The sequence below is a fragment of the Carnobacterium sp. FSL E2-0243 genome (genome assembly GCF_038003605.1).
Classification (GTDB): Bacteria; Bacillota; Bacilli; order Lactobacillales; family Carnobacteriaceae; genus Carnobacterium; species Carnobacterium maltaromaticum.
Map to the genome: position 1 here is coordinate 2,862,869 of NZ_JBBOPM010000001.1, position 17,781 is coordinate 2,880,649.

The 17,781-nt window shown below is 34.3% G+C and carries 12 protein-coding genes; 4 read left to right on the forward strand and 8 right to left on the reverse strand.

The annotated features are described in order from the left end of the window. Positions 1 to 43 precede the first annotated feature (43 nt). From MHI00_RS13600 to kdpB, 5 genes are all read right to left on the reverse strand, one after another. A complete protein-coding gene (locus MHI00_RS13600) occupies positions 44 to 637 on the reverse strand; it encodes a glycerol-3-phosphate acyltransferase (RefSeq protein WP_010049930.1) in 594 nt (197 codons plus the stop codon). Positions 638 to 758: 121 nt separating this feature from the next. Continuing rightward, complete coding sequence (locus MHI00_RS13605) at positions 759 to 1,445, reverse strand: response regulator (RefSeq protein ID WP_015075579.1); 687 nt, start codon at positions 1,443 to 1,445, stop codon at positions 759 to 761. Positions 1,446 to 1,494: 49 nt separating this feature from the next. Next, on the reverse strand, positions 1,495 to 4,188 hold the full coding sequence (locus tag MHI00_RS13610; protein ID WP_010049927.1) for a sensor histidine kinase: 2,694 nt from the start codon (positions 4,186 to 4,188) through the stop codon (positions 1,495 to 1,497). Positions 4,189 to 4,536: 348 nt separating this feature from the next. Then, a complete protein-coding gene (locus tag MHI00_RS13615; protein WP_187959121.1) occupies positions 4,537 to 5,115 on the reverse strand; it encodes a potassium-transporting ATPase subunit C in 579 nt (192 codons plus the stop codon). A 22-nt stretch (positions 5,116 to 5,137) separates the two neighbouring features. After that, positions 5,138 to 7,195, reverse strand: a complete 2,058-nt coding sequence (gene kdpB, locus MHI00_RS13620; RefSeq protein ID WP_341114296.1) for a potassium-transporting ATPase subunit KdpB — start codon at positions 7,193 to 7,195, stop codon at positions 5,138 to 5,140. Between the two features lie 69 nt (positions 7,196 to 7,264). Between kdpB and MHI00_RS17740 the strand changes: the two genes are divergently transcribed. Beyond that, positions 7,265 to 7,477 carry a hypothetical protein gene (locus tag MHI00_RS17740; RefSeq protein ID WP_445662555.1) on the forward strand — a complete coding sequence of 71 codons (213 nt, stop codon included), beginning with the start codon at positions 7,265 to 7,267 and terminating at the stop codon, positions 7,475 to 7,477. Positions 7,478 to 7,508: 31 nt separating this feature from the next. Here the strand turns inward: MHI00_RS17740 and kdpA are convergent, their stop codons facing one another. After that, positions 7,509 to 9,191, reverse strand: coding sequence for a potassium-transporting ATPase subunit KdpA (kdpA, locus tag MHI00_RS13630; protein ID WP_010049923.1), 1,683 nt, complete (start codon positions 9,189 to 9,191; stop codon positions 7,509 to 7,511). Between the two features lie 897 nt (positions 9,192 to 10,088). Here kdpA and MHI00_RS13635 point away from each other — a divergent pair. Beyond that, positions 10,089 to 11,150: a glycoside hydrolase family 73 protein gene (locus MHI00_RS13635; RefSeq protein ID WP_015075571.1), complete on the forward strand. Its 1,062-nt coding sequence runs from the start codon at positions 10,089 to 10,091 to the stop codon at positions 11,148 to 11,150. 22 nt (positions 11,151 to 11,172) lie between these two features. Then, positions 11,173 to 12,048 (forward strand): C40 family peptidase, encoded by an 876-nt coding sequence (locus tag MHI00_RS13640; protein WP_010049921.1) that lies wholly within the window; start codon positions 11,173 to 11,175, stop codon positions 12,046 to 12,048. Between the two features lie 74 nt (positions 12,049 to 12,122). On the opposite strand, the gene MHI00_RS13645 is transcribed toward MHI00_RS13640, so the two are convergent. Continuing rightward, a complete protein-coding gene (locus tag MHI00_RS13645; RefSeq protein WP_035064516.1) occupies positions 12,123 to 13,895 on the reverse strand; it encodes an ABC transporter ATP-binding protein in 1,773 nt (590 codons plus the stop codon). Next, positions 13,895 to 15,595: an ABC transporter ATP-binding protein gene (locus MHI00_RS13650; RefSeq protein ID WP_371861324.1), complete on the reverse strand. Its 1,701-nt coding sequence runs from the start codon at positions 15,593 to 15,595 to the stop codon at positions 13,895 to 13,897. The genes MHI00_RS13645 and MHI00_RS13650 overlap by 1 nt, the downstream gene beginning before the upstream one ends. A 382-nt stretch (positions 15,596 to 15,977) precedes the next feature. Here MHI00_RS13650 and MHI00_RS13655 point away from each other — a divergent pair, with 382 nt between their 5' ends. Next, positions 15,978 to 17,753 (forward strand): glycerophosphodiester phosphodiesterase, encoded by a 1,776-nt coding sequence (locus MHI00_RS13655; protein WP_341114305.1) that lies wholly within the window; start codon positions 15,978 to 15,980, stop codon positions 17,751 to 17,753. Positions 17,754 to 17,781 lie beyond the last annotated feature (28 nt).

Consider the following 17,781-nt stretch of genomic DNA (forward strand, 5'->3'; position numbering starts at 1 on the left):
GAAGATTTTCATAATGTTTTTTTCAACAAAAAAAGGAACTGATTTATTCAACAAAATCAGTTCCTTCTTTTTTCTTATTTCTAGGAATCACATAAAAAGCTAAAATAGCTAATAAAATCCCCGCAAAGTAATACGTCCAACTAATAGATAGAGGACTATAAAAACTAGTCACTGGAATGCAAGCCATTCCTAGCAATCCCGCCAGTGTCTTATTTCTAAAAATAGCGTAGACAAGCAAAGTGACTGCTACTAGAATAACGATAGCGAATGGAAGTATTAATAAAGTCGATGCTAAGTATACGACAACACCCATTCCCCCACGAAAACCTAAAAAGACTGGAAAACAGTGTCCTAAAAAGACACCTATAAAAACAATGATTTTGGCCATCGTCCAATCAGGAAAATAATAGTTTATCACTAAATATATTCCAATCGTTTTCAATCCATCGATAAGTATCGTGCCAATAAAGCCATATTTCCCCATCACACGATAGACATTACGAGCCCCCGCATTACCTGAAAATTGTTCCCTAATATCTTGTTTTTTCCGAAATTTAACTAATAAATAGCCACCATTAATTGTTCCTACTAAATAACCAAGTAAAAGAATTAAACTTAGCTGTATTTCTTTTGGCATCAAGCCAACTCCCTTATAATAAAGACTTTTCTTTATTTATTATAGCAAAAAATTAAAAAAAAAGCCTGATAATTTTTCAAGCTTTTGATTTATTTTAAGTTGAATAAAGTCATTTTCCAGACTAAGTTAATTCTACCATCCGATACCCAATCCCTATTTCAGTTAAAATAAAATGTGGTTCTGCTGGATTTACCTCTATTTTTCGACGGATATTGGACATATTCACACGTAATGCTTGATTTTCTGAAACATAAGGTCCCCAGACATGTTTAGAAATAAAGTCATGAGTTAAGACTTTTCCAATATTGATTGCCAATAATTGAATAATTTTGTACTCATTTGGTGTTAAATGAATTTTTTCTCCAGCAATTTCAACTTGTCTTTTTTCAAAATCAATAGTTAACTCACCGTTAATTAATTGACTATTTTCTGAATCTTTTTTTGTTGAATGACGTAAAGCCGTTCGAATTCTTGCCAATAATTCAGAAGTTCCAAAAGGTTTAGTAATATAATCATCAGCACCTTCGTCTAAAGCCGACACTTTCTCGACTTCATTCCCACGAGCAGAAACAATCAAAATTGGAATTTCAGACCAGCCTCGAATTGTTTGCAACACCTCAATACCATCAATATCTGGTAAACCTAAATCTAAAATCACCACGTCTGGTGACCATGTAGCACACATACTAATTCCCAGTTTTCCAGTATCAGCAGTCAAGACTTTATAATCATTTCCAGTTAAAATAGCTGTCATAAAATTAGAAATTGCCGGGTCATCTTCAATCACCAAAACTGTTTTTATACTCATTGATACTCCTCCTCCCATCTAGTAGCCCTAATACAGACCCATAAAAGACTTAATCTATTGGTAAAGTAAATCTAAAGACAGCTCCACCTTGTTGCTTGTTCGTCACTTCTATTGTACCACTATGAGCGGCAACAATGGTTTTACAAATAGACAATCCAATTCCCATTCCTCGGGTTGCATCAATTGGTGTGTCACTTTCTTTTCCAAATTGATCAAACAACGAAGCTAATTTTTTTTCTGGAATACCAATACCATTATCTGTCACTTCAAAAATAGCTTTGTTCCGATTTCGCTTCACAATGACAGATATCGCGCCTTTTGAACCAGAATGCTTAATCGCATTCTCCATTAAATTAATTAAAACTTGTTCAATCAACGTTCCATCCATCGGAACCAATAAAAATTCATCTGGAACTTTAACTATTAATTCTTGTTCCTTAAATCGTTTGCGAATGCGGCGCACAGCACCAGCAACAATTTCTTCAACAGCTTCCGGCATTTTTTTAACTTTCATCGTTCCTTCATCAATTCGGGTAACAGACAATAGATTTTCTACCATGCGGATAAGCCATTCTGAATCTTCTTTAATATCTTTAATTAAACTCAGTTTTAATTCCTCATCAAATTTATCTTTATTTTCAAGAATAGCTGAGCTAGCTCCTAGTATTCCTGTCAAAGGTGTGCGTAAATCATGAGAAATAGCTCTTAATAAATTACTTCGCATTTTCTCTTTTTCAGTTTCCAACATGATTTGTTGTTGCTCTGTAACTAAATATTGTCTTTCTAAAGCTAAAGAAAGTTGAGATGCAATTAATTTTAAAAAGTTTAAATTCTCATGTGTCAATGGATTTTCTTTTGATAACAAGACACCAATAACAGCCAAAACTCGCCCTTGAGAAAGGACGGGTAAATAAAAACCCTTCGCACCCATTAATGTATCAGTTCCGTAACCTGCAACCTTTTGATTATTAAAAACCCAATTAGCAACAGCTTCTTCATCAGATCCCGTTAAAACCTCAATATCCTGCTTGTTTTCGAAGGCTAAAGCTTTGTGATTCAGTAAATTTTTCCCTTGCTCCGTGTAAAATATGACACTATGATTCATGGTGCTTACAAGGTAATCATTGGTTAAATTTATAATACCATTTAGATTTCGAGTAGCTAATAATTTTTTGTTAAAATCGTATAAAACGCCCATTTGATGCTCTTTTTTTATTGATTCACGTGCTTGACTTTTGACACGAATCATCATATTGCTCGTAAATAAGGCAACCATTAACATGATTAATAACGTAATTGGGTAACCAGCTTTATAAACGGTCAAAGAAAACAGTGGATCTACAAAAAACCAATTAAAAAATATAACGCTTATAATAGAAGATAAAACTCCATAAAAATAGCCTGTTGTTACTTGTGAAATAATCAAAATAAAGAGCAAATACACCACGATAACATTTTGATCGCCAATTCCTAGAAAAGAAAAAATTTCTGATAGCAATGTCGCCATTAATAATAACACCATCGTTTTAAGACTATCTGCTATTGTTAAATTTTTAGGAATTAAACGTTCTTTCGAAAAGAAGCGATTCTTAATTCGTGGATATTTTTCAATAAACGGCACAATATGCAACTCAACATTACTTAAATGTTTAATCAAGCGATCTTCAATATCATCCTTTAGCAGACGTTGATAATCCAATTTACGACGATGCTTTCCGATAATAATATCTGTTACGCCTGTCAATTTGGCATATTGAGCAATTGTCGTCACTGGATTATGACCGGATAACGTGACAACTTCTGCTCCTAAGCGCTCAGCCAGTTCATTATTTCGTTTTAACAAAGCCAATTCTGCTTCACTTTTCTCATTATCTCCACTTTCATCCACATGAAGAACAACCCACTCTGCGCGAAAAGCATTGGCTAACCGAGCCGTCCAACGAATACATTTTTCAGCACCTGTTTGATGTTCGCTATCAATACAAGTCAATAATTTAACATGAGCCCGTTTTTCTGTATAAGCCTCTTCAATCCGATTATCCATTCCAATATGATCCGCAGCGCGACGAATCGCAATTTCACGAAGTAATTTAAGATTTTCTTTTGTAAAAAAGTGATTCATAGCTTTCTTAGCATGCTCAGGACGATAGATTTTACCTTCTTTTAAACGACCCAATAATTCATCAGGTTCTACATCAATTAATTTAATAAGAGCCTCATCAAAAAATGAATCTGGCACAGTTTCATGCACACGAACATGCGTGATATCCTCGACAATATCATTTAAACTTTCAATATGTTGGACATTTACAGTTGTGTAAACATCTATACCAGCTTGTAATAGCTCTTCAATATCTTGGTATCTTTTTTTATTTCTAGAGCCTAGAGCATTAGTATGTGCTAATTCATCAACTAAAATTATTTCTGGCTGTAGCCTAAGTGCTTCATCCAAATCAAATTCCTCTAGCATCATATTTTTATACGGTATCTTTTTAGAAGGCAGTTGATTTAAATGATCTAATAAAGCCATTGTTTCAGGACGTGCATGAGGTTCTACATAACCAGCTAAAACGACTTTACCGGTTTCTTGTTGTTCAATTGCTTCCTTCAGCATCCCGTAAGTTTTCCCTACTCCAGCAGCATACCCAAAAAAAACGCGCAATTTCCCCATTGTAGTTTCCTCATCCTGCCCAACTTGTAGTAACAATTGATCTGGATCTGGCCGCATATCCTCTTCCTGCATAAAATCACTCCTTTAATAAAAAGTTTGTTGAGCCGGTTAGCTCCGGCAAGAAAATAGGAAAAATTGATAGGACGTTTTTTGTCCTCTCGACTTTTTATCTTTTTCTCGAGGAGTTGGCTCATAAGAACTAGCCTTAATAAAAAGTTTGTTGAGCCGGTTAGGCCTGGCAGAAAAATAGGAAATTTCAAGAAAAGTGATTCTTTACTTTTTTGGGAATTTATCTTTTTTCCGAAGGACTGGCTCATAAGAACTAGCCTAATAAAAAGTTTGTTGAACTTGTTCAGGCTCGAATGAAAAATAAGGAATGAGAGAAAACAGTTTTATCAACTCCCTCATTCCAACTACTTCCTATTTAGCTATTTTCAAACCATCTAACTGCATATTCACGCCTAAAACATTTACTCTTGGTTCCCCTATTTTACCAAAGATTGTTCCGATTGTATTGTTTTTGATTACTTTCTCAACTTCTTTTTCTGAAATTCCTCGTTCATTTGCTATTCGATCAACTTGATACAAAGCAGTTGCCAAAGAAATTTCTGGGTCAACTCCACTACCAGAAGCCGTTACAAGTTCCATTGGAATTTCAGCTTTATTCATAGGATCAATTTTTTCTAAATTTGCAATCCGCTCTAAAACCAATTCTTTTTGTTCAGAACTAACTGGTGAAAGTTGGCTAGCACTAGCACCTGTATTTGGACGACCAAGTAAATATTTAGGTTCAGTAAATCCTTGTCCAATCAATTTAGAACCAATTTGCTTTTCGCCTCCTTCAGCTAAAGCAACCGTTACAATACTTCCATTTGCTTCCTCAGGGAAAAACAATTGGGCAATTCCCGTCACAAGTAATGTATAAGCAAAACCACATATCACCGTCATCACCATTAACATTTTAAAACCGGGCATTAAAGCCGCTTTAAAAGTTTTCATTTACTATTCCGCCTTCCTAAAATTAAACTAAACCAACTACTGTTAACGCCATATCAATTAATTTAATTGCGATAAATGGTGCAATTAAGCCACCTAAACCATAAACAAATAAATTGTGACGTAAGATTTGACTGGCTGGTAACTCTTTATAGGCTACACCCTTTAATGACAAAGGAATTAGCGCAATAATAATCACGGCATTATAGATAATCGCCGATAAAATCGCACTTGTTGGGCTTGTTAAATGCATGATGTTTAAGGCATTTAGTTGAGGATAGATTCCATAAAATAGCACTGGAATAATCGCAAAATATTTTGCTACATCATTAGCAATACTAAATGTCGTCAATGCACCTCGAGTCATTAACAGTTGTTTCCCAATTTGAACAATATCAATTAATTTTGTTGGACTAGAATCTAAATCAATCATATTCCCAGCTTCTTTAGCAGCTTGAGTTCCAGTATTCATTGCCACCGCTACATCGGCTTGCGCTAATGCAGGAGCATCATTGGTTCCATCGCCAGTCATCGCAACTAAATGCCCTTCTTCTTGGTACTGACGAATCAACTCTAATTTAGCTTCTGGAGTCGCTTCTGCTAGAAAATCATCCACACCCGCCTCAGCTGCAATTGCGGCTGCAGTCATTGGATTATCCCCAGTAATCATAATTGTTTTGATGCCCATTTTACGTAAATCATCAAAACGTTCTTTGACACCATTTTTGACAATATCTTTCAAATAAACGACACCAAGAACTTTTTTATTCTTAACAACAACCAAAGGAGTTCCACCTAGACCTGCAATTTTCGCTACAATTTGATCACATTCTTCAGGATATACTTCCCCTGCAGCTACCACAAACTGTTTAACGGTATCTGCAGCACCTTTACGAATCTCGTTGTCTTGATAATCAATCCCACTCATCCGTGTTTTCGCAGAGAAATCAATAAAAGTTGCATTTAACTCTTGAAAATCACGTCCACGAATCTCAAACCGTTCTTTAGCTAAGATAACAATACTACGTCCTTCAGCAGTTTCATCTGCCAAAGAAGACAATTGAGCTGCATCTGCCAATTCAAATTCCTCAACTCCAGTAACTGGTAAAAATTCACTAGCTTTACGATTTCCCAGTGTAATGGTTCCAGTTTTATCCAACATTAAAATATCGACGTCCCCAGCCGCCTCAATAGCACGACCACTCATAGCTAAGACATTTGCTTTATTTAAACGACTCATACCTGCAATTCCAATTGAAGAAAGCAACGCACCAATCGTTGTTGGAGCTAAACAAACTAATAAAGCAATAATAGTTGTCAAAGAAAGTGCTGATCCATTTCCAGCCAATTGACTCGAAAATTCTGTAAAAGGCAGCAATGTCGCTGAAACAACTAAAAAGATAATGGTCAAAGTCACCAATAGAATTTGCAATGAAATTTCATTGGGTGTCTTTTTACGAGCAGAACCTTCTACCATAGCAATCATCTTATCTAAGAAACTTTCGCCACTTTCAGCGGTTACTTGAATCACTAAAAAATCTGAAACGACGGTTGTTCCACCAGTAACTGCGCTTCGATCACCACCAGATTCTCGAATCACAGGAGCAGATTCACCTGTAATAGCACTCTCATCTACAGAAGCCGCACCATCAACCACATCGCCATCCATTGGAATCTGTTCACCAGTGGCAACATAAACAATATCCCCACGTTTTAAATCTGAAGAAACAACTTCCGTAAACTGATCAATAGCCTTAATTGATTTTAATTTTTTAGCCATAACTTCCTTACGAGCACTTTTCAGACTATCCGCTTGTGCACGACCGCGACCTTCCGCGATAGCTTCAGCAAAGTTTGCAAATAAAATTGTCACCCATAAAATTAAAGCAATTGCTAAGATAAAGCCAGCAGGTGCGTCATTAATTCCAGCAAACGATAGAAAATACAAACACGTCGTCAAAACTGCTCCTAAATAAACAACAAACATAACTGGGTTTTTAAGTTGAATCATTGGTGCTAATTTAACAAAAGATTGCTTAAAAGCATCTTGAAAAACCATTTTTCTAGATTGTTCCTCTTGCATCTCCATTCACTCCTATATAAAAAGTTTGTTGAGCCCGTTAGGCCTGGCAGAAAAATAGGGAAATTTGATGTGGCGCTTTTTGCCACCTCGAAATTTCATCTTTTTTCCGAAGGAATGGCTCATAAGAACTGGCCTAATAAAAAGTTTGTTGAGCCGGTTAGACCTGGCAGAAAAATAGGAAAATTTGATGTGGCGCTTTTTGCCGCCTCGAAATTTTATCTTTTTTCCGAAGGACTGGCTCATAAGAACTGGCCTAATAAAAAGTTTGTTGAGCTGCTTTAGCTCTCAACTAAATAATCAGCAGATACTCATTTTAATGCATAAAATACTCTGCAATTGGTCCTAGTGCCATGGCTGGTAAGAAGCTCAATGCTCCAATCAACAAGATAACCCCAATCAACATTCCGACAAACGTTCCATTGGTTGTTGATAACGTCCCATCACTAACAGCGACCATTTTTTTCTTCGCTAAATTACCACCTAAAAATAAAGCTGCAAACATTGGAACAAAGCGTACAACTAACATAATCACTCCACCAACGACATTTAAGAATGGCGTATCTGAGGTTAAGCCTGCAAAAGCACTCCCATTATTATTAGCTAGGGAAGAAAAGGCATATAATACTTCTGAAAAACCATGTGGACCCGAATTTGTTAGCCACTCCATTCCATTTGGCAACATGACGAAACTCATTGTACCTAATAATACTAAAAGTGGTGGAGTTAAAATTAGTAGACACACCATTTTCATATCAAAAGGATCAATTTTCTTCCCTAAATACTCAGGAGTTCGTCCAACTAATAACCCTGCAATAAATACAGTTAAGATGACAAAGGCAATCATGCCATATAATCCACTACCTGCACCTCCGAAGACAATCTCACCAAGTTGCATTAAGAACATCGGAATCATACCACCTAATGGTGTTAAACTATCATGCATGCCATTCACCGATCCATTAGAAGCTGCTGTAGTGCTAACGGCCCAAAGACTCGTCCATCCAACACCAAAACGGGTTTCTTTCCCTTCTAAACTCCCACTTTCAACAACTCCTGGATAACTAGGTCCAGTATAACTTTCGCTCATGGTTACGCCCACTAAAGCCAGACCTAAAAGTACCAATGATACAATGAAAATAGTTCTTCCTTGTTTCGCATTTTTTACAAATAAGCCAAAGGCGACAATTAAAGCTACTGGAATTAATAAAATCGCTAAATTTTCGATAAAGTTACTAAAGACAGTTGGATTTTCAAATGGAAAGGCTGAGTTAGCCCCAAAATATCCACCACCATTTGTCCCTAATTGTTTAATCGCAATTTGACTTGCTGCTGCACCTAACGGAATCAAAATCTTTTGCCCAGTTTCTAAACTAAATACTGGCACATCAGCGCTAAAAGATTGTACAACTCCTTGAGATACTAACAGCAAGGCAATCACGAATGATACCGGAACTAATATATATAAAACAGCTTTCGTTAAATCTTGCCAAAAATTTCCTAAAGTTTCTTTATTACGTGCAATAAATCCACGTAGTAAAGCAAAAAGAACCGCAATTCCCACACCTGCGGAAACAAAATTTTGAACCGTTAATGCGACCATTTGTGTAAAGGGAGATAATGTTACCTCTCCTGAATAAGCTTGCCAGTTTGTGTTCGTCACAAAACTCATGGCTGTATTAAAAGCTAATCCAATACTTGTTCCTGAAAAACCATTTGGGTTGGCAGGTAAAAAGCCTTGACCTAGCATCAATAGAAAAACAGCTAAAAAGCTAAATAAACTAAAGGAAACAATTGCTAAAGCATATTTTTTTGCTGTCATTTCTAATTTAGCTGGCTTTCCAATGAACTTATATACTTGATTTTCAATAGGTTCAATAACTCTACTTAAAAAAACTTTTTTGCCACTCATCACTCGGTAGCTATAAATACCTAATGGAATGCCCAATCCAATTAAAATAACTAAAAAAAGAATTTGATTTACCACGATTGCACTCACTTATGATCCCCCCAAAACAATATATAAAATAAATAGCCTAATAAAACTAAACCGACTAAACCAACAACTAAATAAATCAGTGTCATTATGGTTAACTCCTTTATTTAAGATAGGTTAAGTTTACTAGATTTCATCTAAAGATAGTGTTAAGGAAAAGTCCTATGGTGTTAAGATAGTGTAAAGATAAAAAACAAGTTTGTTTCTATAGTTCATTCAATTAAATAGTCAAAAATCTGTTCTTTCACACCGTTTTTGTACTGCTATTTTTTAGTACAACCATATAATTCTCAAAGTCTAGTTATGTTTTAATGACCAACAAAAAAATCCAGTTAAAATCAGAACAGTGATCTTAACTGAATTTACTTTAATTTACTCGCCCACAAATGTATACATATCTTGATTAACTGCGACCTTATACACAGTCGGTTGATCAAGATCATCTAGTATTTTTGAGGTTAACTGAACTTGAGGATATGAGTCTTACTTATAATAGTTTAAAGCAATCGTTTATTATTTATCATTCAGTAAAAAGAATAGAATTATTATACGGATAGAATTGAGTAATAACGTCAAAAATGGTGGACAACTATAAAAACTAGTCACCCACCATTTTTAGTTTTATTTAGTATATTACTTCAATTTGTTATTCTAAAACAAATTGATTATGATACAACTCTGAATAGTCTCGAAGTATTTAGATTGTTTAAAAACAGCCTGATGAATTTCAATTAGAATAACGTTCCAAAAAAACCTTCAATAGAAAGCGTTTACTTAACAAAAACAATATGATACACTTTATTTATATTTAAAAATAGAAATAAATAGATTTTTGAAATAATTGGTTATAATTTAATCTATTTTTCAAACACCTATACAAAAATTAAAAGGAGAACTACTATGACTACTCAAAAAAAGAATTCCTCATTATTATTATTTATCTGTTTGTTCACTATGTTATTATTTCCAACTACCTCTTCTGCTACTTCTGACGAATCTCCAGTGGCTCAAAATACAGAGATTGGCCCTGGATACTATTCTAAATCTTTCTCTAATAGAACGATTCGAGCGACTCCTGATATCTTTTTAAATCAAATAAAACAAGGAGCTATTGATGGGTGGAAGAATTATCAAATTTTACCTTCAATAACCGCAGCACAAGCAATATTAGAGAGTGGTTGGGGAAACTCCTCATTATCTCAATCTGCAAATAATTTATTCGGAATAAAAGGTAGATACAATGGACAATATATTCTTCTCCCTACACAAGAATATATAAATGGTCAATGGATTGTAGTAAATGCAGAATTCAGAAAATATCCAAATTGGTCTGCAAGCGTCGAAGATCATGGGAAATTTTTTCATGATAATTCTAGATATTCGAACTTAATTGGTATAAAAGACTATAAACAAGTTGCTAATTTATTGAAGCAGGATGGATATGCTACAGATCCTGAATACCCAGCTAAATTAATATCATTGATTGAATCAAATAACTTAGCTAGTTGGGATTCTGAGGCATTCAAGCAATCTGACTATCCTCACGTTGCCATTGATGAATCTATCGCAGTCGTTAATTATATACCTGGCTATGGTGTCTTTGGATTTCGAAGCAATGGAGAAACTATTCTAGACTCAAATTTAAACTTAAAACATGGAACTCAATGGAAAACGTATGGATCAAAAATGATTAATGGCGAAGAAATGTTTTCAATTGGTACAGATTATTATTTACCAAGAAGATATACTAACCTAGATGCTTCTATTATTACGATCAACTATAGTCCCGGATATGGGGTCAAGTCCTATCGAAAAGATGGCTCTTGGACTGGTAACTATTTAACAACTGGAACTAGCTTTCAAACTTTTGGTTTTGAAATAATTAATGATAAAATCATGTATCTTGTTGGATCAAATGAGTATGTACCAAAGCAATATACACAATTTGGCAATGGAAAATAATAATTTAAAGGAGAATTGACTTATGAAAAGAATCGGAAAACTCACTATATTCTCACTTGTTATTATTTCTAGTTTCTTTTTTTATACAAATGAAGTTAAAGCAACTGGAAATCGAGATGATATTGTTCGTACTGCAAAAAATTATTTAGGTGTTCCTTATGTCACTGGAGGAACAACTCCTAGTGGGTTTGATTGCTCTGGCTTAGTACAGTACGTCTTTAAACTAAATGGTTATAATCTACCTCGCGTAACTACTCAACAAGAGAATGCAGGAATAATAATTCCCGTTTCAGAAGCTAAACCTGGTGACTTATATTTTTTTGGAAATAAGGGTAATACAACTCACGATGCTATAGCAATAGGAAATGGTGATTTTATTCATGCACCGCAACCTGGACAGAATGTGAAAATAACTAATATAAAATGGTATACACCAAGTTTTGCAGTAAGAATCCTAACAGATGATATCGACTATCCTCACCCTGCTATTGATGAATCTATCGCAACTGTTGCATATATTCCGGGTTATGGTGTTTTTGGATTCCGAAGTAATGGAGAAAATATTCCTGATTCAAATTTAAACTTAAAGCATGGGACTCAGTGGAAAACGTTTGGCTCAAAAATGATTAATGGAGAAGAAATGTTTTCAATTGGGACAGATTATTATTTACCAAGGAGATATACTAATTTAGATGCATCCGTTATTACCATCAACTATATTCCAGATTATGGTATCAAGTCCTATAGGAAAGACGGCTCTTGGACTGGAAAATATTTATCAACTGGTACTAGTTTCCAAACTTTTGGTTTTGAAATAATCAATGATAAAATTATGTATCTAGTTGGTTCAAATGAATATGTGCCAAAACAATATACACAGTTTGGTAATGGAAAGTAGTATACTATTCCTATGTAATTTTAAATAAGTTATCCAGAGAATATCTACATCTCTGAATAACTTATTTTTTAGGGTTATTCTAAAACAAATTGATTATGATACAACTCTGAATAAAAACCTTTTTGACGTAGTAGGGATTCATGAGTTCCTTCTTCAATCACTTCGCCTTCTTTCAGGACAACAATATAATCAGCATTTAAAATTGTTTTTAAACGATGCGCAATTACAAAGCTTGTTCGGCCAGCAATAATGTTTTCCATCGCTTTTTGAATTTTACTTTCCGTTACCGTATCAACATTACTTGTGGCTTCATCCAAAATCAATAATGACGGATCCGTAATAATCGTTCTAGCAATACTAATCAATTGTTTTTGACCGACACTAAAGACACTATGTTCATCACTAATTTCAGTTTGATACCCTTTTTCTAAGCCCATAATAAATTCATGAATATGCGCCTGCTTAGCAGCATCTTCTACTTCTGCATCTGTCGCTTCTGGTTTCCCAAAGACAATATTGTCTCGAATTGTTCCTGAAAATAGAACAGAATCTTGCAATACGATTCCAACTTGTTTTCTCAACGATGCTAATTGGATATCTCGAATATCTACTCCATCAATATAAATCCCACCAGAATCTACATTATAAAAACGATTCAACAAGTTCATAATCGTTGTTTTACCTGATCCAGTTGGACCAACTAAAGCGACCATTTGACCTTTTTTAGCAGTAATATTAACATCTTTTAAAATTGGTTTGTCTGGAACATATGAGAAATCAACATGATCTAAACGAACTTCTTCATGAACACCATCTATTAACTTAACATCTGGACGTTCCGTTTCTGGTTTCTCTTCGAAAATTTCACTCACACGACGCGCACCAGTAATCGCTAATTGTAACATACTATATTGTGATGAAATTTGTGTCAAAGGCATGTAGAATTGTTGTGAATATTGGACAAACATCACAATTAACCCCAAAGCTACACTACGTTCAATCTGACCGTTTAAAGCCATATAACCACCAAAGAAAATCACGATAGCAGTGTTGAATAGTGAAATACCTTGCATCATTGGGAAAAGTAAACCTGAATAAACTTGACCTTTATAGGAAACTTTTTTAACAGCTTCGTTGTGTTCAATAAAGCCTTCAATGGTTTCCTCTTCTAAACCATTTGTAATCACAATTTTTTGACCAGAAATTTTCTCGTCAATATAGCCATTTAAATCGCCAATATAATCTTGTTGCATATTGACATATTTACGCGCTTTACGAATGACTAAAGTTGCTGCAATCACTGCAACTGGTGAAGCTGCTAAAGTAATCCAAGACAGCATTACATTTTGTTGGAACATCATAATAACAACCCCGATCATCAGGGCTAAATTAGACAAAACTTGGGTTAATGCTTGATTTAACGTATTTGAAATATTATCTAAATCACTGGTAAAGCGGCTTAACATTTCACCATCACGATGGCTATCAAAGAAACGAATTGATAGATTTTCCATCCGCTTAAATAAATCTAAACGCATATTATTCGTTGATTTACCTGCTACTCCAGTCATTAAAATACTTTGGATAAAGGTTCCAACGGCTAATAGCACATAAAACATGACTAACAACCAAATAATATGAATGAAATCCGTTTTGTCATCTACACCTGTTGTAAAATAACGAGTTGCGTAATTGGCTAACTCTTGTATAGCCTCACCTATATATTTAGGTGCTTTAACCTGTAGATAGGTTGAACCGATAATTGCAAGGATAATCACACTTAATTTCCATTTGAACTGTCCTAGATAGTCCCAAAAGAAACGAGTGATTCGTTTAAATTCTGCCATTATTCAGCCACCTCTTTTCCTTTTTGAGTTTCATAAATTTCACGGTAAACCGCACTCTCTTGAACTAATTCTTTATGACTTCCAACATCAACTAACTTTCCTTCATCTAAAACTAAAATTTTATCAGCATGGATGACTGATGAGATTTTTTGGGCAATAATAAAAGTCGTTGTATCTTTTAAATCACGTTCTAAAGCTTCTTTAACTAACTTTTCAGAACGTGCATCAAGTGCACTAGTACTATCATCTAAAATTAAGACTTTTGGATCTCCAATAATGCCTCGTGTAATAGATAGACGTTGCTTTTGACCACCAGAATAGTTTAATCCACGTTCTTCAACCATTGAATCATAACGTTCTGCCTGTTTTTCAATAAATTCTTTTGCTTGAGCAATTGCTGACGCTTTTTCCATCTCTGGTAAAGTTGCATCTTTCTTTCCTTGGCGTAAATTTTCGGCAATTGTTCCCGAGAATAAAATCGCTCGTTGCGAAACTAAAGCTACTGTCTTGCGTAAGCTTTTTTTACTAACTTTTTTCAAGGATTCATTTCCAATTAAAATTTCACCTTCAGTTGGATCATACAAACGTGGAATTAATTGAGCTAAAGTTGATTTACCAGAACCTGTTGCACCAACAATCCCAACCAGTTCACCTGGTTCTGCTTTGAAGGAAATATCCTTTAAGGTTGGTTGATCGTCTCCATCATATTGAAAACTAACATGTTTAAACTCAACACTTCCAGCTAAAACTTCATCACCTGAGGTATTCTCATAGGTAATATCTGGTTCTGTATCTAAAATTTCACTGATTCGTTTTAATGAAATAAAAGCACGAGATGCCATCATCATTAACATACCGCCAATAATAATTGCCATCATAATCTGCATTAAATAACTCATAAATGAAGCAATTGCTCCAATAACAGCTGGATCATCTTTTACCATGTCTCCAACTAAATAAATAGCTGCCACAATGGTTAAATTTGATACTAACATAAAGGCCGGAATCATCACTGAAAAAATAGTTCCTACAATTATAGTATGTTTGGTTAAAAGGTCACTGACCGTCGTAAAACGCTTCAATTCGTTATCTTCTTGCACGAAAGATTTTACAACACGCATACCGCCTAAGTTTTCTTTCGCAATTCCATTTACCTTATCTAAATATCCTTGGATTTTACCAAAATGTTTGCCCATGCTACCAAATGAAAACATCACAATTAAAAATACTAAAATAACTAATACAATAATAATCCACCATAATTTAGGTAGCGTGTATAACGCTAAAATAAAGCTTCCAATAAATAATAGCGGGATGCGGACTAATGATTGTAAAGCTAACATCACTAAGTTTTGAACTTGAGTCACATCATTGGTTAAACGTACAACTAAATTCCCAGTTGAAAAACGTTCAATATTACTGAAAGAAAAAGTTTGGATTTTACGGAAGCTTTCTTCTCGTAAATTCGCTCCAACTTCTTGTGCAACTTTTGCAGATGTAATTGTGTTTAAGATTCCAGCAACTAAGCCAATTCCTGCCACACTAATTAACATAACACCTATCGAATTGATATTGTCCATGTCATCTTTCATGATTGCTTCTAGTACTTGTTGTAATAATTTGGGTTGCCATAGCTGTGAAAGGACCATAATAGCCGTGAAAAACACAGATAGTAAGGTGTGTAATTTAAACTTCTTCATTTGTTGGAACAAAATTCCCATTAACTAGTTCCCTCCTTTGGGGTTTTTCATAATTAAATTAAGTGTAATGGACTTAATTTATCTAGCTCGTTATTTATATTTACTAAAGACACAACTTAGAAATAAAAGCAACTAACACGAACCTATAGTTTATAATAAACATACGTTCGAAGCAAGCCTTTTATGTTAGATAGTGCATTCTTTTTTTCCAAAAAGTAAGAAAAAAAACAACTATCTACTTAAACTAAAAAAATTAACTCAATAAGGATTAAAACTTACTCAAATCAACTTTTTTTGCTGATTTAGACACTTCCTCTTCTCTAATTGACAAATATCCGTTAAAATAAGGAAACATAACCTACTAAAGAATTAGGAGAAGAACATGAAACCACTAAAAATTATCAAAACAAGTCTAAAAACGATTTGGTATCATCCAACTGAATACATTAAAAGTATTCTTTTTTTACAAAGCATTCGCTTAATCGTAGCCTTGCCTTTAATTACTTTTTTATTTTATCGCATTTTAGCTGCTTCTAGTCTAAATGGTATTACAGAAACAACTATTTATACTATTTTTAAGCACCCCTGGGCATTATTTTTTCTTTTGTTATTAGCTCTCGTCTCACTATTTTTTATTTATTATGAATTAGGCTACTATTTTCTCTTAGCTCATTTTCAGCAAACAAAGGAAAATTATCGCTTTAGAGACATTATCAAAAAATTAAATCAAAAGGCTAAATACTTTATCAGTTTTCAACTACTGTTTTTCTTTTTTTATTTTATTTTAATTTTACCAATAGCTTCTATTGGTTTAAACGCTGCCTTGACAGAGAATTTAAGAATTCCTAATTTTATTACAGATGAATTAGCTAAATCGACAAGTGGGATGCTTTTATATCTAGGCGTTTTAGTCGTATTATTTTACTTAAGCATGCGCTTAATTTATACGGTTCCTTTTTTTGTGATTGAAACCAACTTAACTATTTGGCAAGCAATAAAAAAAAGCTGGAACTATTCACGTTTGAAACTGTTTAAAGCTTTATTCACTCTGGGACTACTTATTTTGATTCATAGTTTAATAGTTGCTTTCGTTCTCTTTATTTCATTTTTACCATTAATAGTGATTGAAAAAATCCTAAATGGAGCTGCACCCGTAATTGCAGGAATTACTTTAACCTTTATCCAGTGGTTTCTTTTTATATTTTATGGTTTACTTCAAGCCCTGTTAGCAGATGCCTTAACCCATCTCGCTTATCCAATTGCTGAATCTTCTCATTTTGAAATCAACAGAGAACAAAACCCAGCCTTTTTATTTAAACCTAAACGTTTTATGTACTGGGGTGTTTTTGCTGCTTTTTTAGGTATGAGCATTGTGAATACTTTCTCTGTCTCTAAAGTAATCTATCAACCAACTACTGCTATTATTGCTCATAGAGGATATACAGCTGAAGGAGTTGAAAATACAATCAGTTCATTAGATGCGGCGGCTCGTATTGGAGCAGATTATGTAGAAATGGATATTCAAGAAACAAAAGACCATCAGTTTGTTGTTTTTCACGATAGTACTCTAAGCCGACTTTCTAATCGTTCCGAACGAATTAGCGACCTAACTTTAGCAGAATTGCAAAAAATTGATGTTTCTAGCGGTGGCTTTACTGATAAAATTCCATCCTTTGAAGACTATATTGCCGCCGCTAAAAAAGATAATATCAAATTGCTCGTTGAAATCAAACTACACGGTCGTGAGTCAAAAGATATGGAGAAAAATTTAGTAGCACTCTTACAGAAAGAAAAAGTTACCGAAACTTATTTGGTTCAATCCTTAGATGAAGCCACAATTAAAAAAGTAAAAAAATTGGACCCTGTTATAAAAACAGGCTATCTTGTCGCTTTAAATATTGGAAATCTTCCTCAAATTTCGGCTGATTTTCTGGTCTTAGAAGAATTTTCTTTTAATACCCGCTTGTTAGAACAAGCTCGTCAACAAGATAAAATGGTTTTTGTTTGGACTGTTAACGATGAAGACTTAATGCGTCGTTATCTAGCCTTAGATGTGGATGGATTAATTACCAACTATCCTAGTGATGCAATCGGGATTCGAGATTCTTTTGATGAAAATAAAACCTTTGTCGAACGTATCGAAGACTTACTCAACTAATAAAGCCCTTTAGAAATAACTATAAAAG